The 22,418-nt window shown below is 37.7% G+C and carries 11 protein-coding genes; 7 read left to right on the forward strand and 4 right to left on the reverse strand.

Annotated features, from left to right (window positions below; genetic code table 11):
- Positions 1–13 precede the first annotated feature (13 nt).
- Positions 14–6,118 carry an RICIN domain-containing protein gene (locus ABJQ32_01125; GenBank protein ID MEP5288217.1) on the forward strand — a complete coding sequence of 2,035 codons (6,105 nt, stop codon included), beginning with the start codon at positions 14–16 and terminating at the stop codon, positions 6,116–6,118.
- Positions 6,119–6,335: 217 nt separating this feature from the next.
- Here the strand turns inward: ABJQ32_01125 and ABJQ32_01130 are convergent, their stop codons facing one another.
- From ABJQ32_01130 to ABJQ32_01145, 4 genes are all read right to left on the reverse strand, one after another.
- Entirely contained in the window at positions 6,336–6,980 is a 645-nt protein-coding gene (locus ABJQ32_01130; GenBank protein MEP5288218.1) for an SPOR domain-containing protein, read from the reverse strand.
- 107 nt (positions 6,981–7,087) lie between these two features.
- Positions 7,088–9,148 carry a DUF3352 domain-containing protein gene (locus ABJQ32_01135; protein ID MEP5288219.1) on the reverse strand — a complete coding sequence of 687 codons (2,061 nt, stop codon included), beginning with the start codon at positions 9,146–9,148 and terminating at the stop codon, positions 7,088–7,090.
- Positions 9,149–9,300: 152 nt separating this feature from the next.
- Positions 9,301–9,987: a hypothetical protein gene (locus ABJQ32_01140; protein MEP5288220.1), complete on the reverse strand. Its 687-nt coding sequence runs from the start codon at positions 9,985–9,987 to the stop codon at positions 9,301–9,303.
- On the reverse strand, positions 9,987–10,583 hold the full coding sequence (locus ABJQ32_01145; GenBank protein MEP5288221.1) for a sigma-70 family RNA polymerase sigma factor: 597 nt from the start codon (positions 10,581–10,583) through the stop codon (positions 9,987–9,989). Before ABJQ32_01145 ends, ABJQ32_01140 begins: the two co-directional genes overlap by 1 nt.
- A 179-nt stretch (positions 10,584–10,762) precedes the next feature.
- Here ABJQ32_01145 and ABJQ32_01150 point away from each other — a divergent pair, with 179 nt between their 5' ends.
- The 6 genes from ABJQ32_01150 to ABJQ32_01175 all read left to right on the forward strand — a co-directional run bounded on the left by ABJQ32_01150 (position 10,763) and on the right by ABJQ32_01175 (position 22,289).
- Complete coding sequence (locus ABJQ32_01150; GenBank protein ID MEP5288222.1) at positions 10,763–11,143, forward strand: hypothetical protein; 381 nt, start codon at positions 10,763–10,765, stop codon at positions 11,141–11,143.
- A 159-nt stretch (positions 11,144–11,302) separates the two neighbouring features.
- A complete protein-coding gene (locus ABJQ32_01155) occupies positions 11,303–14,266 on the forward strand; it encodes a CHAT domain-containing tetratricopeptide repeat protein (protein MEP5288223.1) in 2,964 nt (987 codons plus the stop codon).
- A gap of 239 nt (positions 14,267–14,505) precedes the next feature.
- A complete protein-coding gene (locus ABJQ32_01160; protein ID MEP5288224.1) occupies positions 14,506–17,637 on the forward strand; it encodes a hypothetical protein in 3,132 nt (1,043 codons plus the stop codon).
- Between the two features lie 64 nt (positions 17,638–17,701).
- Positions 17,702–19,093, forward strand: a complete 1,392-nt coding sequence (locus ABJQ32_01165; GenBank protein ID MEP5288225.1) for a serine hydrolase — start codon at positions 17,702–17,704, stop codon at positions 19,091–19,093.
- 862 nt (positions 19,094–19,955) lie between these two features.
- Complete coding sequence (locus tag ABJQ32_01170; protein MEP5288226.1) at positions 19,956–21,644, forward strand: sensor histidine kinase; 1,689 nt, start codon at positions 19,956–19,958, stop codon at positions 21,642–21,644.
- Entirely contained in the window at positions 21,645–22,289 is a 645-nt protein-coding gene (locus ABJQ32_01175; protein ID MEP5288227.1) for a response regulator transcription factor, read from the forward strand. It begins immediately after the preceding gene.
- The last annotated feature ends 129 nt before the right edge of the window (positions 22,290–22,418 follow it).

The following is a 22,418-nucleotide window of genomic DNA, read 5'->3' on the forward strand; positions in this document are numbered from 1 at the left end:
TATTAAACAATCCATGAAGACCTACCTCAAAAAATTAATGTTTTGGAACAAGCTTTTCAGGCAAGCCAACTGTAATCGTATCTTAATTTTATTGCTATTCTTAAACATAGCACCAAGTATATTGCATGCACAATTAGGTGACTGGCAAAGTCAAGATATTGGAAGCCCCACATTGACAGGGTCTAGTTCAATTACAGATGAAGAATTTCAAGTAACCGGAAATGGCTATGTGACCGCATCTTCTGGTAGTTTCCATTTCCTTTTTCAGCAATTACAAGGCGATGGTGAAATAATTGCCAGATTACAACCCATGCAAAAAGCTCATTGGAATAGAGTGGGTCTCATGATGCGGGAATCGCTAGAGAATACTTCTGCTTATGCTATGACAGGTGCCAGGTCTCGTAAATTTGTATACTTCCAAAACAGGTCAGAGTCTTCTGTTTTTTCTCGTACAGATGAAATTCCCAGTACTTTCCCGGTCTGGCTCAGGATGAAAAGATCAGGGAGTACCTTCACCTCCTATTATTCAATAGATGGAGAAAACTGGACTGAATTGGGTAGCCAGTTGATCGAAATGAGTCAAGAAATTCATGTCGGTTTAGTTTCGTATTCTCATCATAGAAATAAAACAACAACGAGCCGATGGGATAACGTTATCATTCATGCACTCGATTCAGAACCAACGCCAATGGCTCCAACTTCCCCAAGTAATTTTATGGCCACAGCATCATCCAATGGTATCCAATTGTCATGGACAGATAATGCGGATAATGAAGAAGGATTTAAGATAGAGCGATCCACCAATGCAACCTCCGGTTTTGTAGAGGTTGCTGAACTGGGTGCTGATGTTATAACCTATGAGGATACAGATCTGGGTGCAAACACAACATATTTTTACAAATTGTCAGCATTCAATGCAGATGGAGCATCAGAGAAACAAACCTTTCAAGCTCAGACATCTCAGTCGATACCAGCCTCCCCAAGTAATCTAATAGCCACAGCCAATTCATCCAATAGCATTCAATTGTACTGGGCAGATAATGCAGACAATGAAGAAGGTTTTAAAATAGAACGGTCACAATTACCAACATCAGACTTTGAAGAAATTGCCCTTCTGGAAGCCAATGCGAATAGTTACGAGGATATGGAATTGCCTGCTTCCACTACATTCTACTACAGGGTATTCTCGTTTAATGTTGCTGGTGAATCTGAAGTATCAACAATAGAAAATAGTACCACTAATAAATTGATAGCAGGATGGCCGCAATCATGTGGTATTGAGCAGAATGCTCCTGCGCTCGTTGGGACTGAAGTCACATTCACATTGCAATGTGCCACGGATGATACAGAAGCAGTAATTGCCTGGGACTTTGGTGATGGCACAGGGTTGAGCAATTTTATTGCTGGTAATTCGACTACTCATGTATATCAGTCTGCCGGAACGTTCACCGTTTTCGCAAGGCTTCAGGGAGAAGAAATTCCTGTATCTGTTATACAGGCCATTACGGAAGCAGTAGAAGAAAGAGACCCTACGCATAGCTCTACTATCGCTATAGATCATGAACGGGAAATTGTTTGGGCTGTAAATGCAGATAATAATTCTGTGACGGGTATAGATGCTGTATCCAATACCAAATTATTCGAAACACCGACAGGTATTCATCCCAGGACAATAGCTGTTCATGCCAATGGTCAGGCGTGGGTTGCTAACGAAGATGATGCCTCAATAGCCATTGTTGATCCGAGTGGGAGTTTATTGACGACTATCGATTTGCCATATGGAAGTAAGCCGTATGGCGTTTGCTTTGATCCACAAGGAGATTACGCTTTTGTCACACTTTCAGGCATAGGCAAATTATTAAAAATAGAGCCTGCTACTCAACAACTCTTGGCAGAAGTAGCTGTAGGACCTACTCCTCGTGGAATAGCTGTCAGTTCCGACGGCCAACGTCTTTTTGTCAGTCGCTTTATCTCCCCGGAAGACCGTGGTGAAGTCATAGAGGTAGATCCCGACAACATGACGGTGAGTCAGGTTATTGAACTCCTCTACGATGATACTTTTGATACCAATTTTCAAGGTCGTGGAGTTCCTAATTACGTCTCTTCTCTTACCATCTCTCCTACTGGAAAAGATTTATGGGTTCCGTCCAAAAAGGATAACGTTTCCCGAGGGGGATTTAGGGATGGACAACCCCTAACCTTTGAGTCTACTGTACGGACGATTGTTTCACAAGTTGATTTGACTACAGATAAAGATGTTTTTGAAAATCGACTGGATGTAAATGATTCGGAAATGGCCTTTGCCGTAACTTTCAGCCCCCTTGGGAACCTTGCTTTTTTGGCTTTACAAGGAAATAATCGGGTGCAGGTAATTGATGTGGCAAGCAATACATCCGTTTTAGACATTGATGATACAGGTCTGGCACCACAAGGGCTTGTCTTAAATGAAGATGGAAGCAAATTGTTTGTGCAAAACTTTATGTCTCGTACAGTACGTATTTATGATACAGAATCGATCGTACAAGGAAATTTTCAAACCCAGCCTCCTATTCTGGCCACTGTTTCTACCGTTTCCAATGAACGGTTAACTCCACAAGTTCTTCGCGGAAAACAAATTTTTTACAATGCGGAGGATAAACGGATGACCTCCAATGGATATATCAGTTGCGCATCGTGTCACCTGGATGGTGGTAGTGATGATCGTGTTTGGGACTTTACCGATCGAGGTGAGGGATTTAGAAACACAGTTTCGCTTAGAGGCCGTCGTGGAAACGGGATTGGAAATGTGCACTGGACAGGAAATTTTGACGAAATACACGACTTTGAAAATGACATCAGAGGTGGTTTCTCAGGTCAGGGCTTCATGACTGATGTGGATTTTGAGGCTACACAAGATCCCCTGGGGGCTCCCAAAGCTGGTAGAAGTGAAGATTTGGACGCATTAGTAGCTTATGTAAATTCACTTGCTGAAGTAAGCCCTAGTCCGTACAAAAATGCAGATGGGACATATACAGCACAGGCACTGAATGGTAGAGCAATCTTTGAGAGCCTGAGCTGTGGTACTTGCCATTCAGGATCAGATTATTCTGATAGGTCAACTGGCCAATTTCATGATGTTGGAACCATATCTCCTACTTCCGGTAAACGAATTGGACAACCATTGACAGGATTTGCAACCCCAACACTAAAAGGACTATGGGAATCGGCCCCTTACTTGCACGATGGATCAGCTGCTACATTAGCAGATGTATTGACCGCAAAAAATGCGAACAGCTTGCATGGCGACACCCAATCCCTGTCAGAAGAAGAAATGGATGATCTCATAATCTTTCTTAATCAGATTGATGACATAGGAGGATGTAATACGCAAAGTATCATATGGGATCCTATCAGCGATCATACAATTGAGGATGTTTCGTTTGCTGTATCGGCTACTTCCACATCGGGTCTTCCGGTATCTTATCATGTACTGGCAGGACCAGCAACGATAGATGGCAATCTGGTTAGGTTAAATGGACTGTCAGGAACAGTGATACTAGCGGCACAGCAAGCTGGCGATGCTACTTTTTGCCCTGCTTCTCAAGAAACACTGTCTTTTAAAGTAACATCTGATTGCGAAGGTGTACCTACTGATACTTACATGCTTCTGAGTCACCTAAACGGAAAAGCGATTGATGCAAGTAAGCCAAACGATGAAATCAGTCAACGTGCAGAAAATGCATTTTTGAATAATTATCAGCAATGGGAAATTACTTCTTTGGGTAATGGATACTTTAAAATACGGAATAATGAAAGTCAGAAGGTTTTAAGTGCAAACAATTCCATTTTGCAGGGTTCACCAGTTATGCAAGAAGTGGACGATGCTGTAAATACACCAAGTCAGCAATGGTCCATTTGTATAGACGCAAGTGGTAGTTTCCAATTAATGAACAGATTTAGTAATCTGGTAATAGACAATCAATCTTCTACAAGTGAAGGAAGCACACTGGTTCAATCTCCATACGATCCGGATGCTAACGCTCATTTATGGAATATTTCGCCAATGAATTCTGGTGTAGCTCCTGAAGGTACATTTCAACTCACTGCATTACACTCTGGGAAGTCCATGACTCTTTCGGAGGGTGATATTGTGCAGTTGGATTACGAGGAACTGGATACACAGCATTGGACATTCGAAACACTCGGAAATGGATATGTGTCCATAGTCTCTGAGGAAAACGGAGAATATCTACAGATTGCTGATGGCGACTTGAATGATGATGCTAGGGTTTCTCTCGGAGTATTGAATGATGAAGACCACCAAATCTGGGGTGTAAGATTACTGAATGGAGGAAATGCTGAATTGTTTGTCAGACATAGTGGAAAAACGCTTGCGGTGATGAATGGAGATACAGAAAATGACGGTCTCGTAGTGCAGGAAGGAAATGGTGGACAACCTAGTCAGCAATGGAAACTTGTTAAAGTAGAGATTAACTCAGGACCGGGACTCGGAAACTTCACCTACGCACCAGATGAAGTCTTTTCAAATATCTGGAACTATACAGATGCAACAGGATTTGGTTCCAATGTTGCTGTTATGCACAATGGATATCTCGTGACCACATTTGCTCCTGACAGTGGTCAGCCTCCTGGTGGTATTCTGGTATGGGACGTCTCTGACCCAAGAGATCCCGTTCTTGTAAATAGGGTATATGATCAGCGAACACAGTCCTTTAGGGAAGCACATGCCATCGGTCAACATAAAAATTACATTGCCTTACAAGATGGGTGCGGAATACAGATTTGGGACCTGACTGACGTTCTCAATCCTATTCAGGTCAAGCGATTCTGTATGGATGGATATTCACATGACGACTATGGTTCAGCATGGTCACTCTTCTGGCAAGCTCCTTATATCTATATTGGGAAAGGTGACGGTGGTTTTGATGTCGTGGATGCTTCTGATATCACCAATCCTGTATTAGTGAAAAATGTAACTAATCAGGGCAATGTAGGATCCATTTTCGCTATTGGGAATCTATTGGTAACTGGGGCCAATAATGGAAGGACAGGGTATGACCTATTTGATATCTCTGATCCAACCGATCCAATACTTATTAAAGATGGAGGGACAAAACAGCTTTATTCTATTTCTGTTAATGGAAACAGAATCATTACTTCCAATCGACATAGTAGCAGGAAGTTCAATGCTTTTGATGTGTATAGTTTTTCGGATCCATCAGTAAATGCGACAAGAACCTCATTTAACTTCGGGGAAAAGATTGATCAGTTATATTCTGCTAGTCAAGACAACTTTATATTTCAAGGGTGTCTGAATGAAATCTACAAAGTAGATGCCACGAACTTAAATGCCATACAGGAAGTGGGTAAGGCAAGTCTCAATGTGACTGGACAAGCGGATCATGGTCAGGTTACGCCGATGGGTAATCTCGTATTTGTAGGAAATGATAAAGGTTCCGGAAGTGGGTTCATCGTCCATCAAGCTGAAATGGATCTGAAAGGACCAGAGGTGAATATGATAATCCCGAGCGATGGCCAACTTGATCGAGCTGTGACCTCTCGAATCGGACTCACTTTTACTGATAATGTAGACCTACGAACAGTGAATTCTTCTACATTGATTGTCAGGCCAATGGGTGGAGCCGCTATCTCTGGGAAATACAGCCATCAGTTTTCAACCGTAAACTTTACACCGGATGAGCCTCTCTTCCCTGAAACAACATATGAAATTGTAGTGCCTACTGGAGGGTTAACGGATTGGATTGGCAACCCAATTACCACAACATTTACATCCACTTTTACAACCGCACCGGAAGAAATAGATGCAGAAACCTTTGCACAAGCTAGAATGGAAACAGCGGAGACACTTCTGACTGAAGATTGGGTGGTGTATCCAAATACTACAAAAGGTCAAATATCTGTGATTTTACCTCCCTCTAAACAGGTTAAATCCGTAACAGATGTAACCATTACGAATGTTCAGGGTCAAGTATTTAAATCCACTTACTCTAAAGAGTTGGACTATTTGGATGTAAACTTCGATGCACCAAAAGGATTGTATTTAATTCATATCAAAACAGAGCAGAGTTCTCGACTACTAAAAGTACTTAAAGAATAAATCCCTGACTTTTAGAAGTGCTAAATCACAGTGATTAAAAGATGATAAAGGGTGGCTTTTAAAGCTACCCTTTATCTTTATGGTTTATCAAACTCATCAGCCTTACCCTATAAGAATGGTGAAATTTGCCTTCACCATTTAAAAATTGATTTAACAAATGTCCAAACTGAACTCCAATTGAAGAACAATCATTGTAAGATAAATCTCAAGTAAAGGACTAATACTTCAACACCCAAATTTCACTTCCGTAGTTTGTGAATGATGTGGAAGCATTCACGGCTTGGTCCCAAGTATCATAATCACCAACGGAGACACGATGAAATAGCTTATTAGTCGTCGCATCAGGTTCTATGATCTTCACATTATTTCCTTCTTTAGACAATTTACTGGCATAATCCATGGCTAAATCACCATCAACACTACTAGATATGATAATGTAGAAACGTCCAGTAAGTGATGAAACTGTTTCGACTATTCCGGCTGCTCTTTTCGCCTCTAATGCTGCTTTTTCATCCAATTCAGCGTTGACTAATGCCAACTGATCTTGCGGATATTGTTGATTTGGAAAAAGGGATGATGCATCAGAGTAAAGAGAATAGGCAGTTTCCCAATTCTCTTGTTCGAATTCTGTATCTGCATTTTCTATCAACTCGTCGTAGTTGATTTTTTTCTGTGCTTCTTGTTCTTTTCTTTTTTGCTCTGCCTCCTGCTTTGCAACTTGCTCGAGACGTGCTTTTTCCTTTGCTTCTTGTTCTGGCTTATAAATGCCCCAATACCATATCCCTAGAGCACTCCCTATTAACAAAATAATAACCAAAATAATTAGTAAAGTTTTGTTACCTCGGTTCGACTGATTGTTCATTTAGCTTAATTGATGTTCAAGGTTAAAGGTAATTAAAAAGGGGATAGTGGTACTCTACCCCACATGCATTGCCACTTCTCTCTCTATAGCTATACGTGACTCCAGTACTAATCTACTAACTCCCCATCCCGATACCTCTCCCTCTTGACAAGGTTTCCTTGCTCATCATAGTACTTCCAGGTACCCGCCATCAGGTCATTTTTGTACTTTCCTTTAATCTTTAATTCACCGGTGGGAAAATACTCGAAATAATTACCGTGTTTCTGACCATTTTTAATGCTTACTTCATATTTCGGGAGTCCATTGTCGTACTCATCTGTCTGGCTTTTAGCAGCCAAGTCTTCTAGTTCGATATCAATGGCAGTGATATCTATTTGCTCTTCTGTCACTTCTATCAATAAGGAATCATAATTGATAGTGTCAGCAACTACCGTGAACTCTGTTTCTCTTAGTTCTGGAAACAGCATGTTATCAATAGAAATTAATGCTCTGGTCTGATAAACATCACCTGAAGGATACATGCTAAAGGCAATTTGCGGAAAATCTTGAATTACGTTCCTTCTCTTTTGTAGAAGTTTTATGGTCGCCTCATCCAACATGCCACCAACATCTGCATTGACCAATTCAGGAAGTTGCAAGTACAGTAAAGCACTATGTTTTTCACCTAGTTGTCTCATAAAGCTCTGATAGGATATACTTTGATTGAGCGTGTTTTCAGATAGATAGGAGTCAATGAATTGCCTAAGGACCTTGGGTTCATTTGAAAAAATCACATATTGATTAATGACGGTATAGTAAGGCCGGTCAAAGTAATTAAAGAGCTTTCCAAGAAGGAGGTTGAAGAAGCCTTTCACAGACATGAAATTGATTTCATAGCCTTTGTAGTTGACTGTTTTAAATTTTACTGGTGTTTTCTTTCTGACCTGCTTGCTTAGAAAATTCATCTTTTCTTTTGCCAGATCATCATCTTTTGCCTTAATGATCAAGGCGATTTTAGATGAATTGTCCTCTGGCTCAATTTGTACTACGGCTACTTCATCATCGATCCAGGAAGCAACATCTTCCTTCAGGTCGATATTTAAAAATTTCTCTGTTTTTTTAGTGTATAGAGCATATTCTTCCCCATAAAGTGGGTCTTCTCGCAGTTGCTTGTCCAATACATCATAAAATTCACTAAATCGATCAAATCCTAAACTGAAATAAATGGAAGTGTTGGCTGGAAGTACTTTAGCGATATCTACTCCACCTGTACCGGATGTTTCAAATATTTTTAGATAGGTAGCAAGTGTATCGTTATAGTTAGAGTACCCTTCAAGTAGTAATATTGATTCTTCTACATCAAAGAAAAATCCACTGTGAAAGAGTGGTAAATTCTCTTTCATTACTTCGGTATACTCAGTACCTAAGCTGGAAACTAAATACGGATAGAGTGTTTCATAATTAAGAAATAGTCTGACTACCCCTTCTCCTATGGTCTTTTTTTGAACTTCAATAAAGTCAAATGATCTGGTGAGTTTAGCTTCCTGATGACCTGCTATTGATTGCTCTACCAGTTTATGTGTATAAGATCCTACAAAGTAATTATCTATGAAAGTGAAATAGAGTGTCTGTTTTGAGTCACGCTCAAGTTTTTCATAAATGGTAAACCCTTGAAATGTACGTTTCGTCAAATTGTCGCTGGAGCTTAACCAGGATCTTAAGACCCCCACTCCTTCCATATCAAACACGAAAAGATAGTCGTAGCTTCCTCGATGATAAAGATGTCCTGAAATGAAGATCGAACGATCATCTATAATGTCCAGGATGCTATTGAAAGAGGATAATGTGCCTTCAATTTCTTCCATTAGGCTGCCATAGGCTTTCCAATCTTCATCTTTGGAGAGTGTTTTCCAAATTTGCGTTTCGGCTAGTTTGCTCCACACGCTGTAAGGCTCTTCTGTTTCCAATATGAAGAATGCGTCCGATGGAACAAGGTTCAAGGGGTTTAACCTAGGCCCTCCGCTATTTGGACTTACAAATTTGAGAACTAACCAAGACCCACCACCAAAAACGAGAATAAGTACCAAAATCCAAATGAACCTCCTTTTCTTCTTCTTCGGTCTTTTTGCTGTTTTAGCTAGCGCTACTTTCCCCACTTCTGAAAGGGCTTCTTTTTCATTCTCGTCCATGAATAGTAGTTAGTTTCTCATCAGCTAAGGTATGAGTTTAAGGCCTGAATTTCCATCCTCTTTTGGTGCACGTTTTGAGTAAACGCGTCAATGAAGAGTTCACAGTTTGTGACAAACATTTAAAAAGCTTATTTGAATTTTAAAACAGATATTTATTTTCTAACAACATCAAGTATTTCTCGTGCTTCTTTATACTTATATTCATCTGCTTGAATTTTTTCAAAAGAGCTAATTGCCCCGGCAAATTGCTGTTGCTTTAGGTAGGTAAGTCCAATATACCAATTTATTTGTTGTTCGTAAATACTGGATTCAGGGAAAGTTTCAAAAATCTGAATTGCTGATGTATGATCATCCACCATCATATAGGAGATAGCTAGATAAAAAGAAGCTTTGAAATCATCTTCAATGGAAGATAGCAGGTGAATAGTCTCTGGATAGTTGCCTAAACTGTATTGATTTAAAGCTAATTGAACTGGATCCTCCTCTCCTCTAATCACTAATTCAAGATTGGGGTAAGGTTCGAAATAGATAGTGTAAAGTTTATCTGGAGAGGGTTTATTCCAGAACAGAATATATATAGTCATAAGAATCAAAATAGACGCTGCAATTCCTGATAAAACATATCTATTTCTTTTTTTCGAGTAGGTCATATCAGAATGGATTTCGTCCATTTCATTTCGAATTCCAGAATTCCTTACTGCTCTTATAGATTTTTTGTATTCGGCTATTCTATTGGCTAATGCTTCATTTTGACGACTGTTTTCTTCAAAAGATTGCCTCTCATCGCGAGTCATTTCTTTCGAAAGATATTTTACTATTTCTTCGTCTGAGATGTCCATCAATACTCTATCGAAAACTGATCTTTTGTGATTTTACTTTCCTTAAAGATAGCTGTAAGCTTCTGTAGACACCTGAATTTTTTCGTTCTCACAGCCTGGTCACTGCCGAGCGAAAGCTTTTCTTTTATCTCAGAGACTTTTTGTTCATGATAAAAGAAGGATGTAAGCAGATCCTTGCATCCTTTTCCTAGTTTGCCAAAAAGCATATCCAATTTCCTCACATCTTCTTGTGATGAAAATAGATCTTCAATGGTTTGATTTTCCATCAAATGATTTTCTTCAATTGGAATGTTCAAAACCTTCTGCTTTCTCTTACACTCAGCTCTCCAGAAGTTTTTAACAATCGTAAATAAATACGTACCCACCGACGACCTGCCTTCAAATTTCCCATCCTCTATCTGATTATAGAGAACGAGTAAACCATCTTGAAATACGTCTTTTGCCTCAGCTTCATCTCCACGGTTGTTACGGATGTATTTGCTAATTTTTGGATAATGAAGCTTATACAGATAGGCCAGAACTCTGCTCTTTTCATGTTTATTACCGTTTTGAATAATCTGAACGATCTCCTCATTTTTAAAAGATTCTCCTTTCATCGGTAAACTTTAACTGCAAGTTTAAAACAAATCGTATTTCATATAATGGCATAATTATATCTGGGGATAGAAAAAAAGAACATGATAGTGATTACGTTTTCGACAAAAAATACTCTAAGGGTTACAGGTGTAAGCTGAAAAACCTTAAAAGAGTAAGCACAACTAATTTTTACGAAGCTATGAAAAAGCTATTTTCTTATTCCCTTTTTGCAATAATTCTCACTTTTGTTGCTTGTGATTCTCAAGAAGAGATACAACCCGTTTTGGAAGATGAAGCAGGTATTAGGCTATTGGGATGTTATATTACCCAAACTAACCCAGATGATGGGTACTGTTCCGGTGTTTATCACCTAACAGCACCTCCTTCCAGTAGTTATTCATGGAGTGTGTCTGGTGATGCATATATAGCAGTAAACACCAATCCCCAACAACAGTCAATTTCTGTTATTCCACAAAGAAAACTGTGGACTTCTGGTTCTTTTACAGTATCCTTATTGACAAATGGGGTAAATTCTTGCAGCAAGGATTTTACAGTTATAGCAGAATATTTATGCGAGTAGTATTGCCAGTTAAAACAGATTCTCATATTTGGGGAATCTGTTTTTTCAATCATTCAATTTCAAATTCTTTCCTGATCGTTTTCATTAAAACAAAATCAGATAGGTGAACCAATCAAACCGTTATTTATTGGTTGTATCTTGATTTCATAATTCAGCTATATGAAAACAGTACTCCTGTCCACTCTTCTTTTTTTTATCAATTTCAGCGTTTTCTCTCAGGAAGCAGATACTTTAAAAGCTCATTCATATTTCGCAAAGGCAGATTCATTTCTCACGCAAGCCAAATATGATAGTTCATTGTTCTGGTTTAACCTCGCAGCAAAAGAATATAAACAAGCAGCTCGCTGGGAAGATCATTTTTTAAGTATAGGTAAAGCAGCCCGTAGTTTCAGAAAGATGAGAAAGTATGATGAGGCTTGGGAGTTAGCGAAGAAAATTGTTTCTGAAAGTATACAGACATTAGGCATAAATAATCTGGGTGAAGCCTATGCTTATTGCGTTATGGGGAATATCAAAGTCTACGGCGAATCCGACCTTGAAAAAGGTATCGAGTTTTACGATAAAGCAATTGAGATTCAAAAAAGCACTGAGAACGGACTTTTATATTTATCCTTTTCATATACAGCTAAAGGTCTCGTCTTAAGTACCAAAGGAAATAGTATATCTGCTATGGAAGCTTTTCAAAAAGCGTTTGATATTCAAAATGAATTATTCGGCGATGATCATCTTTACACAGCAGGTGGTTACAACAATTTAGGCATGGTGTTTCTCCAAACAGGTAGTTATGAACTTGCTTCTGAGCATTTTCAACGAGCACTTACCATATTCAAAGAAAAAGTTGGCCAAAAACACCCCTACATACTTTATTCTATTAATAATATTGGCCTCACCCATTGGCAAAGAGGTGATCTTAATCTTGCATTGAATTATTTTGAAAAAGCTCTTTCACTTAATGAAGAAATTTTTAATGAAAAAAACCTCAATTCTGCCGTCTATTTCAACAACCTTGGAATTATCCATAAGGAACTTGGCCATTATCGACTTGCCATAGAATACGAAGAAGCCGCACTCAAAATCCGTCAGGAAAAATTGAGCGAAAATGATCCACTATTAGCAGATACTTACAATAATTTAAGTGAAATCTATTTACAAAAAAGAGAGTACGATCTAGCCTTGAGTTTTTCCTTGAAAGCATTAAAAATCAGAAAAGAAACTTTCGGCGACTCAAGCCCATATGTATCTGAATCATACAATAGCCTTGGCGATATCTTCATCAGGAAAAAAGATATTAAAAAAGGTATAGAATATATTCAGAAAGCTATTGCTGCCAATGATTCAACTTTTACTTCTTATTCAAATATTTATGAGAACCCAAAACTAAAAGATTATTACAGTCCAATTCATTTACTAAGGTCTTTGTCCTTAAAGGCTGAAGCAATGACATTAATGAATGGACTCAAAAACAAAAACTTCTCTATTGAGACATACAAATTGTTTAGCAAGCTAACGAATGATCTCAGAAGAAAACAATTAGTTGAATCCGATCAAGTGGTACAAACTGAACTAGCCCGTACAACACTAAAGAAGGCAGTCGAAACTACAGTAAATCATTATTTTGAAACACAGGATCAAAAATATCTACATGCGGCCTTTGCTTTCGTAGAAGAGAATAAGGCAAGTATTTTGTATGAGCAGATATCAAGATTGAATGGGCAGAAATTTCTAAATATTCCTGATAGCCTACTTTCCAAAGAAAGAGAGCTGAAAATTGATTTGGCTTTCTACAAATCAAAGGAGTTGTTTGAGATAATGAAAGAAGATGGTTATGATACAATAACCCTAGTCCAGATAAGAGAAAAAATATTTAGAATCAAGCGCGAAAAAGAAAAGCTGACCACTAGTCTCGAAAAAGAATTTCCTAAATACTATGAACTAAAATACCATACTGAGCAAGTAACTGTACTTGAGGTCCAACAAGAATTGGATCATAATACTACTATTGTTGAGTACTTTATTGGCGATAGCGCAATTTTTGCCTTCAAAATCACTCAGAACCAGTTTGAGGTAGAGCGATTATCAAAAATTGATAGCTTGACTCTCAAAATTGAGAATTTATATAAAAGCCTGAAAGTCAATGATTTTAATACCTATAGCTCATTGGCAATTGAATTTCATGATAAGTTGATAGCTCCTTTGAAAATATTAAAGCCAAAGTTAACTATTGTCCCAGATGGAACTCTTTGGTATCTCAACTTCGACTTATTATTAACAGAAAAAACTAAAAAAAAGGATTTCAGTTTATGCAAATATCTAATTAAAACCCACACGATTAATTATGTAAACTCTATTAATTTATTGACAGTTGACAATAAGTCATTGAGTTCAAATAGCGCTTGTCTGGCATTCTCATATAATAATTCCCAAGATGTAAATACCGGAAGCTCCATGCAATTTCGAGATATTTCAAAAAAGGATTTGCCGGGAACAAGGCAGGAAATACGATCAATTTCGGAGATCATAGATGGAGAATACTTCTATGGTTCATTTGCGAGCGAGAAAAATTTTAAGATGAAAGCCAAAGATTTTGGCATTCTGCATTTAGCTCTGCACGGAGAGATTGATAACGAAAACCCAATGAACTCGAAACTTCTTTTCTCGCAGAGCAAAGACAGTATAGAAGATAATAATTTACATGCATTTGAATTGTACAATACTGAATTGAACGCCGATTTAGTAGTTCTGAGTGCATGTAACACTGGCACAGGAAAACTCGCCAATGGCGAAGGTATAATGAGTATGGGTAGAGCTTTCGCTTACGCAGGAGCTAAAAGCCTTATAATAAGTCAGTGGGAGCTTTCCGATAATATCACTCCTACTTTAATGACCAGCTTCTACATGAACATTACTAATGGAAAACCTAAATCTGAAGCATTAAGAGAAGCGAAACTTACTTATTTATCTACATCCGACAACCTTTCAGCTAATCCATATTATTGGGCATCATTGGTTCAGATTGGTAATGATTCCTCTATCTACAGCCGTAGATCTAATAATCGTATTACGCTAGGTTTAGTCGCAATAATTTTAGTTCTGTTTTTAACCTTATATAAGAAGAAGAGGTGAGCCTAAATAGGCCACTTGTTATTAGCTTTTAAGAGGAAACATACGGTAATCTGAGCTCCAATTTCTGCATGAGATTCTCCATTAAAACAGGTACGGCTGTATACAAACGGTCGATTTTTTAAAAATATTTTCACTTTTTGCGGATTATTCAATCTTCTCATTGTACCAAATATGAGCTTGTATGGATTAAACTATTTCAACCAAAGAATCAAATTATTAAAATTTTAAAACGCTATGTCATGAAACATCTACTTATTCTGTTTTTAATCTCACTTGCTTTCAGTGGATACTCACAAATACCACGATCTTCCATCACTTCTAACGATGATATTATTGTCCAAACTGCTAAGCCAGATTCTCTACCGAATGCAAACGCTAGTGGATATTTAGAATACTTACCAGCAAACTATGAGGATCACAATGAGGAGCTTCCTTTGATCGTCTTTTTACATGGGCAAGGTGAAAGAGGCAATGGAAATACTGAGTTATATAAAACAGCTCACTTGGGAATACCAAATTTTATTGAAGACAACCTAGATCTATGCTATGATGTAGATGGCGTGGAGAAATGCTTCATTGTTATTTCACCTCAATTAAGTAAATCGGTTGGTAGCTGGGGAGCAGGAGTTGTCAATGCTGTAATAGATTTTGCGATTACCAAGTACCGAGTAGATACCGATCGCATATATCTGGCAGGACATAGCTTGGGCGGCATTGGGGTATACAAGTATGCAAGCACTACAGATAGTAAGTATAATCACGAGCTAGCAGCCATCGTTCCTGTCGCAGCAAATGGCATTAGCACGGATGAACAAGGATGCAGAGTTTCTGCAAGGAAAATCAATGTCAGAGCATACCACAGTAGAGATGATCAAAGTAGAGTGAAATTTCCTGGTGGGGAAGCTTCGTTTAACAGAATCAAAAACTGCGTAGACCCTGTGCCTACAGCAGACCTCCAGTTTGTTGCCTATGATGGTTTAAGTCATAATGGCACTCCACAACGAGCCTTTTCGCCAACTGATATTCAGAATGGTCTTAATGTTTATGAATGGCTCTTAAGCCATACGCTTGGCGACTCATCAGATTCTACTATAAATCAGCCTCCAATAGCTAATGCGGGTACTGATGTTACTATCTCGTTACCACAAGATTCTATTGTTCTTGTAGGTGCTGGTAATGATCCTGATGGTGGTCCTGTAACCTTTGAATGGAGACAAGTCGCTGGTACCGCAGCTACTTTATCAGGAACTGATTCTGAAGATTTGACTGTTTCCAACTTAACAGCTGGGAGCTTCTCTTTTGCTTTTGAAGTAACTGACGAACACGGATTAATGGATGCTGATACGATGGAGGTAATCGTGTTGTCAGAATCAGATGCTTTATTAGGACAAGTAAATGAGAAAGTAACAGATAAAAAAAATGTACGCTACCTGGAATACCTCCCTCCTTCTTATGACTCATCTGCTGAATATCCTGTATTGATATATTTTCATTCCAAAGATGTTGCCGGCGATAATCTAGACATGATTAAGCAAGAAGGCCCGATGTATCACATCACTCAGGAGAAGAAAGACTTTTGCTTCACTATTGATGGGAACCAAGAGTGCTTCATAGTCATCTCTCCTCAGGTGGAAGCTGGAAGCGGCTTTTTTCGAGGGAAGGTGAATGCTATTTATGATCAAATACTAAGTGACTATAATAGACCTGGCCGTGTTTACCTGACTGGTTTTGATGAAGGCGGCACAGCCATTTACTCACGATTGCTAGACCCTGAAAATAGTGTCAATCGATATGCGGGTGTAGCTGTGGTAGGTGCTAAGCCTGCTACCACGACTAATTCAGCTCAGAACATTGGCTTGTTAGACCTGAAGATACTTATCGGCCATGGAACCAATGACGATGATCGTTCATCCACCGAAGCACTCGATTATTACAATGGAATAAGGTCTACTATGACTACTTCGGATACACTTTTTGCTAGCTATCAAGGAGCTAATCACGAGCAGTCTCTCCAAACTGCTTTTGATCCAACAAATAATGGATCCATTTACGAATGGTTGTTTGGAGATAATAGTGTGATACTATTACCTCCAGTAGCAGATGCAGGTTCGGATATTGAAATCACTTTACCACAAGATTCATTGATAATATCCGGGATGGGTGATGATCTTGATGGTTCAATAGCTGGTTATGCCTGGACGCAAATTAGTGGCCCATCTCTTACTTTATTCGGAGCAACCTCTAGTTCTTTGACATTAACCGGTTTACAAGCAGGCTTTTTTGAATTTTCCTTTAAGGTGATTGATTCGGATGGGCTAATGGATACCGATACCATGACCGTGACTATCCAATCTGAATCTTTGATAGGGCAAATTACCGAGAAAATCACAGATAAAAAGTCTGTCCCTTATGTTGAATACCTACCTCAGGGTTATGATCCGGCATTGACTTATCCGGTTCTCATTTATCTTCCTTCGGAAGATGTGGAGGGTTATAGCTTGGGCCTTGTTTACAATGAAGGCCCTTTATATCACATTACTCAAGAGGGTAAAAACTTTTGCTTTGATGTCGATGGCGTTAATCAATGTTTTATTGTCATCACTCCACAAACAGCAGCAGGTAGTGGCTTCTTTAGAGGGAAGGTAAATGCTCTTTATGATCAAATAGAAAAAGATTATAATGAAGAAGGAATCTACATAACAGGTTTTGATGAAGGAGCGTCGGCTATTTATGCTCGTGTACTTGATCCGGAAAATAATCCTAACAGGTATGCCGGTATTGGTATTGTAGGAGCTCGTGCAAGCACTTTACCTAATATCTCACAAAATATTGGTTTACTGAACCCTAAAATCCTAATTGGACATTCAGATGCCGACGAAGAACATTCATATACGAATGTTTTGAATCTTTACAACGATATAGCTGCGAATACAGCTACTGGAGAGACTTCCTTTGTGAATTACATAGGTGAAAGCCATAATCAGTCGTTGATTTCCGCTTTTGACCCTGCAAGCCCTACATCAATTTATGCTTGGCTATTTAATAGTATGGAGGAGACAAATTTAGCAGGCTCATCTTTTTCAAGCGATGGGAATGACCTGATAGATAGTTTAGGATCAAAAGGAAACGAGTCGCGGGTTGTGAATTACATGTTTGATCGTAACTACTCATTAGACTTATTTCGTGGAATAGAAATAGAACAAGATGAAGTAGTAATCCATAATCAGCTTGGACAAAGAGTTCTTCACTCTAAGAACTTAAGAAATATTACGTCTCAATTGCAGAATTTGAAAAATGGTATATACTTATACTATTATGTTAGGAATGGTACAGGAGAGTTATACCAATATGGTAGAATTGTAATTAAGTAGTTATCCCCAAGTTGGAAACAGTAATAATACTATCAAAATCACTTCTTTAAAGAGAACCAAAAAAATGAAAAAAATACTTTTTTTAATTCCATTCTTAATTGGATGTTCATCACAAAAAGAAAAATCTCCATATGAAAAACTTCTTGATTATGAAGGGAAGTATGAATACATCAATGAAACTACCCTAGATATTGTTGCTTCTGAAATGGACACTACCCTTTACGCGGTTATAGATAATGCAAAATATCCATTAAAACACATTAAGCTAGATAGTTTTGTCAATATTCAAAATAGCCCGGTAGTTTTTCAAAGGAATAAAGACAATAACATCTCAGGCTATAAAGCTGGCGGAGAAAAATTTAATTTGATTAGTAAAGAGTTTCAAAAAATGGAAATGTTTCCAAGAAGAGCTCTTTTTCATAATCCGGACAATTATAGATACAAGCAACCTGAAGAAGTAAATGATGGACTCAAAGCTGGAGCCTTAGAAGATGCATTTAAGAATCCAGAACCAATTCTGAATATGGTTAAGGAAACTATTAAAGGTGAATACCCGGATGTGCATAGTATACTTATCTATAAAAATAGTGAGCTAGTGCTCGAAGAATATTTCTACGGTTATGATAAAGACAAACCACATCAATTAAGGTCTGCCAGCAAATGTTTTATAGGTGGAATCTTTGGAATTGCCATTGACAAAGGTTTTATTAAAAGCGAAAAAGAAAAATTAATTCCATTTTTTAATACTGAATATGAAGACATTAAAAATATGGATGAAAGAAAAAAAGAAATTACGATTGAAGATTTATTAACCTATCGACACGGGATGGACTGTGAAGATAGTAACCCCAAAAGCGAAGGAAACGAATCGATTATGATGGAAAGCCAAGATTGGGTAAAATTTACGCTTGACTTACCAATGATAGCAGAGCCTGGAGAAGTTTCATCCTATTGTACTGGCTGTTCAACTACGATCGGTCGTTTGGTAGAACTAACAACAAATGAAAAAATTGAAGTGTTTGCTAAGAATTATTTCTTTGAACCTATGGGAATAACTAATTATGATTGGACTTTTGAACCAAACCCTAATAGTAAAGCAACATTTAATCAAATGTATATTACGCCAAGAGATTTAATGCGATTGGCCAAAATGTATATGGATGATGGAAAGTGGGATGGAAAACAAATTATTTCCAAAGAGTGGGTAGATAAAACATTTAGTGGAGAAGAAAGAAGTTTTGGTTACTTATGGAAGCATAAATATTTTATAGTTGATGGCAAACAATATAATTCTTATTTGGCTACAGGAAATGGTGGGCAAAAGATAAGCATTTGGCCAGAATTAGATATGATTACAGTATTTACTGGAGGTAACTATAACTCATATGCAATTTATGGAAAATCAACACCTCCTAATGAAATGATACCTAACTACATATTAAAAGCAATTCAATAAAAGTCGATATATACCAAGGTATATAAGGAATTTAATTTCCTACTTTTCATATACAAAACCGTTTATCAGACTAATAGGCTTGGCGATATTATCCATATTCGGAAATATCGCCAGCTCTATTTCCCAGTAAAAACTAGCCCTTCACTCATATCCCAAATGCCTCTTTAACTCAACTTTAGTATTGACTATCAGGTAATCAGAGATCCTATTTCCGTTAATCTAACTTTTTCAATTTCATTGCTCCGGTGATTCTCGAAATCGAACTCGAGGTTTTGATCGTCGTAGTTGCCGCGGTAAGCACCACATATTGAAGTTCCGGACGAAAGGTGGATTAGAATAATTTGTCCCACCATCAATTTCAGCTGTCTTAATCGATTTTCATTCATATTTTATCATTTTTATTTATGAGTATCTGTATGATATATGAACGCATAATTAAACCACTTGATGCTTATCATTATTGATTATTCGTTCAATAAATACGAATGGTAGCTGAGTGAATGATATCGGTCTTTGAATGCTATTTATATAAATTTGAAAACAATGGTATCACCTTTATCTTTTCAATGAAAATGGGATGAAAATTGTTACGATTCTCCTGATTCTTCCGTTTAAAAATGACACATTGATTTGAACATTGACAATCTAAGGGCACCTAATAGTATTCGTACCCAATCCATACATCACTTTTATCTAAATAGATACACTATGGAAGTAGTGTTTTAGTTTTGACTAGAATAATATCCCATAATTTCAATTTGTTTGCTTCGGTATAACAGGGGCTACTAGTGTTAGTATAATTATATTTTATCTTGAAATTAGCATTAATTTAACAACATCATTCTCCACAAGATCGATAACCATGAAACGACTCTTTTCGATCGGCATTCTCCTTATTACCTCCATTTTTCCTTCACTAGGGAATTCACATGATCAATTAGCTCAAGAAACAAGTCGATTAGATAGCTTAAAAAAAAACTTATCGCTATCAACAGATTCGCTTGAAGTAGCGGAACTCTGCTATGAGATTTACCATCATATTGCGTATGGTCTAATGACACAAAGGCCAGAAGAAGGAAGTTATCTGATGAGAGCGTTAAGAAATTTCAAGGATAACGAAAAATGGAGTAAAGTAGGCAAGGTTTATCGATCCATTGGTGGTGCGTACTTCGATAGAAATCAGTTTTCTACAGCAAGAAAGTATTGGATGCTCTCGCAAGATTATTTTTCAAAAACCAATGATCTAAGAGGAAAAGTAACAAACTATGGCAACCTTTCTGAGACCTATATGCATGATACAGCGCAAACCTCACAAGCTCTTGCAAAAGCATATTTAGATAGTGCGAATGATTTAGCCATTCAAATCAATGATTCCGTATTGCTAATGCATCCATTTTTAAATTTTGCTGAGTGGCATAGCAAAAGAAATGAAATGGATATAGCTGAGAAATATACCTCTCTATCTATTTCTCTAGCCAAGAGAGTACAAAATGCTGGATCCATTCAGGCGGGAATTTTCAAGCTTGGTCTAATCAAAAAGAAAAGAGGAAATCTGAAAGAAGCTATTGCTTTGATTGAAGAGTCTTTGAATCAAAAAGCACATAGGAAATCAAGCCCATTTTATCTGGATGCTATCTTGGAACTATCAAACCTGTATTTCAAATTGGAAAACTTTAAAATGGCTTATCGTTATCTTCATTTATATACAGTAGATAAAGAAACACTATTTAGAGATGAAGAAGCCAGTGCGCTTCTCAATATGGAGACAAGTCACGAAACAGAGAAAAGAGACCTGATAATTAAAAAACAGGAAAGTGATATTGCATTACTAGCCGCAACGGATAAAATCAAAGACCAATGGATTTTGTTCGGCTCTACTGGATTGATCGTTTTGTTCGCTTTTATCTTGGTGGTCCGTTCCAGAAGTAATTTCAAGAAGCAAAAGAAATCTCAAGAGAAATTTTCTGCAGGTCTTATCGAAGCTCAAGAAGAAGAACGCACCCGTATTGCTAAGGAACTTCACGACAGCATTGGACAACAGCTTACACTAATCAAGAAAAAAGCACAAAATGAAAATCAAAATGAACTTTCTTCATTAGCAAATGCAGCGTTAGAAGAAGCCAGAGACATTTCAAGAGCTCTGTACCCTTCCTCTTTGAGGCAATTGGGTTTATCAGAAAGTATTGAACAGCTACTCTATGAATTAGATGAAGAAACCAGCATATTTTTTTTAGTGAATATTGACAATATAGATCATGAAATGGACGAAGAGAAAACGCTCAATTTCTATCGATTCATTCAAGAGTCTGTCAGCAATGTAATCAAGCATGCAAAAGCCACGACGCTAGAAGTAAGTGTTAGCTTAAGAGAAAGTGCAATTAAAACTTTGATAAAGGACAATGGATGCGGCTTTAAAGATGTCTCGGAATTACAAATGAAGAGTCTCGGTATGAAAACCATGTCAGAACGCATTCGAATCATGAAAGGAACATTATCCATTCAAAGTATCGTTGGAAAAGGCACGACTATCATTGCTAAATTGCCCATATAAATGATTCAAAATTTAACCATTGTTGTCGTTGATGATCACCCTATACTACTTAAAGGGCTGATTGATGAGTTGAAAAGTTATGATTACAATGTGGTGGCTGAAGCTGAAAATGGTGCTCAGGCGTTAGACCGAATCATCGATTTAAAGCCTTCAATTGCAATATTGGACATAGAATTACCTCTACTTTCTGGGTTCGAAATCATACAAAAATGTCAGGAAGAAAGTCCCAATACCAAATTCATCATCCTAACCTCTTTTAAGGAAAAGAGCTTTGTTCTCAAGGCACAAAAGCTTAATATTTCAGGATATATCTTAAAAGATGAACCCTTTATTGAACTGCATAATTGTATCCAAAAAGTAAGCAAAGGAGAGTCTTATTTCAGTAAATCGTTCAACGAAATTCTAACCAATGAGATTGCCCCTGAAATTGAAAAAATGAAGTTTTTATCTCCTTCTGAACGTACGATTGTGAGGATGGTAGCTTCCGGAAAAACGTCAAAAGAAATAGGAGAATCTTTAAGTATTTCTAATAGAACGGTAGAAAAGCATCGCTCCAATATCATCAACAAATTAGACCTACCACATCAAGGAGATGCTTTAGTAGTTTGGGCTAAAGAACATAAAGAACTTATCCTCTCTATTTGAACAGTAAACCCAATTTTCATAGCAACATTTCATCTGTCTCTTTTAACGAAAGGTAAGCAGCATTTTTATTCAAATAGCTGAGTTCACAAAGCGCTAATTCATACGTAACCCTACGTATTTTATGCCATC

This window comes from Marinobacter alexandrii, assembly GCA_039984955.1.
Taxonomy (GTDB): domain Bacteria; phylum Bacteroidota; class Bacteroidia; order Cytophagales; family Cyclobacteriaceae; genus Ekhidna.

Bases quoted from the DNA above. Each gene is read 5' to 3' on its own strand.
- ABJQ32_01125 (MEP5288217.1), top strand. From the start codon at position 14: ATGAAGACCTACCTCAAAAAATTAATGTTTTGGAACAAGCTTTTCAGG.
- ABJQ32_01130 (MEP5288218.1), bottom strand. From the start codon at position 6,980: ATGAACAATCAGTCGAACCGAGGTAACAAAACTTTACTAATTATTTTG.
- ABJQ32_01135 (MEP5288219.1), bottom strand. From the start codon at position 9,148: ATGGACGAGAATGAAAAAGAAGCCCTTTCAGAAGTGGGGAAAGTAGCG.
- ABJQ32_01140 (MEP5288220.1), bottom strand. From the start codon at position 9,987: ATGGACATCTCAGACGAAGAAATAGTAAAATATCTTTCGAAAGAAATG.
- ABJQ32_01145 (MEP5288221.1), bottom strand. From the start codon at position 10,583: ATGAAAGGAGAATCTTTTAAAAATGAGGAGATCGTTCAGATTATTCAA.
- ABJQ32_01150 (MEP5288222.1), top strand. From the start codon at position 10,763: ATGAAAAAGCTATTTTCTTATTCCCTTTTTGCAATAATTCTCACTTTT.
- ABJQ32_01155 (MEP5288223.1), top strand. From the start codon at position 11,303: ATGAAAACAGTACTCCTGTCCACTCTTCTTTTTTTTATCAATTTCAGC.
- ABJQ32_01160 (MEP5288224.1), top strand. From the start codon at position 14,506: ATGAAACATCTACTTATTCTGTTTTTAATCTCACTTGCTTTCAGTGGA.
- ABJQ32_01165 (MEP5288225.1), top strand. From the start codon at position 17,702: ATGAAAAAAATACTTTTTTTAATTCCATTCTTAATTGGATGTTCATCA.
- ABJQ32_01170 (MEP5288226.1), top strand. From the start codon at position 19,956: ATGAAACGACTCTTTTCGATCGGCATTCTCCTTATTACCTCCATTTTT.
- ABJQ32_01175 (MEP5288227.1), top strand. From the start codon at position 21,645: ATGATTCAAAATTTAACCATTGTTGTCGTTGATGATCACCCTATACTA.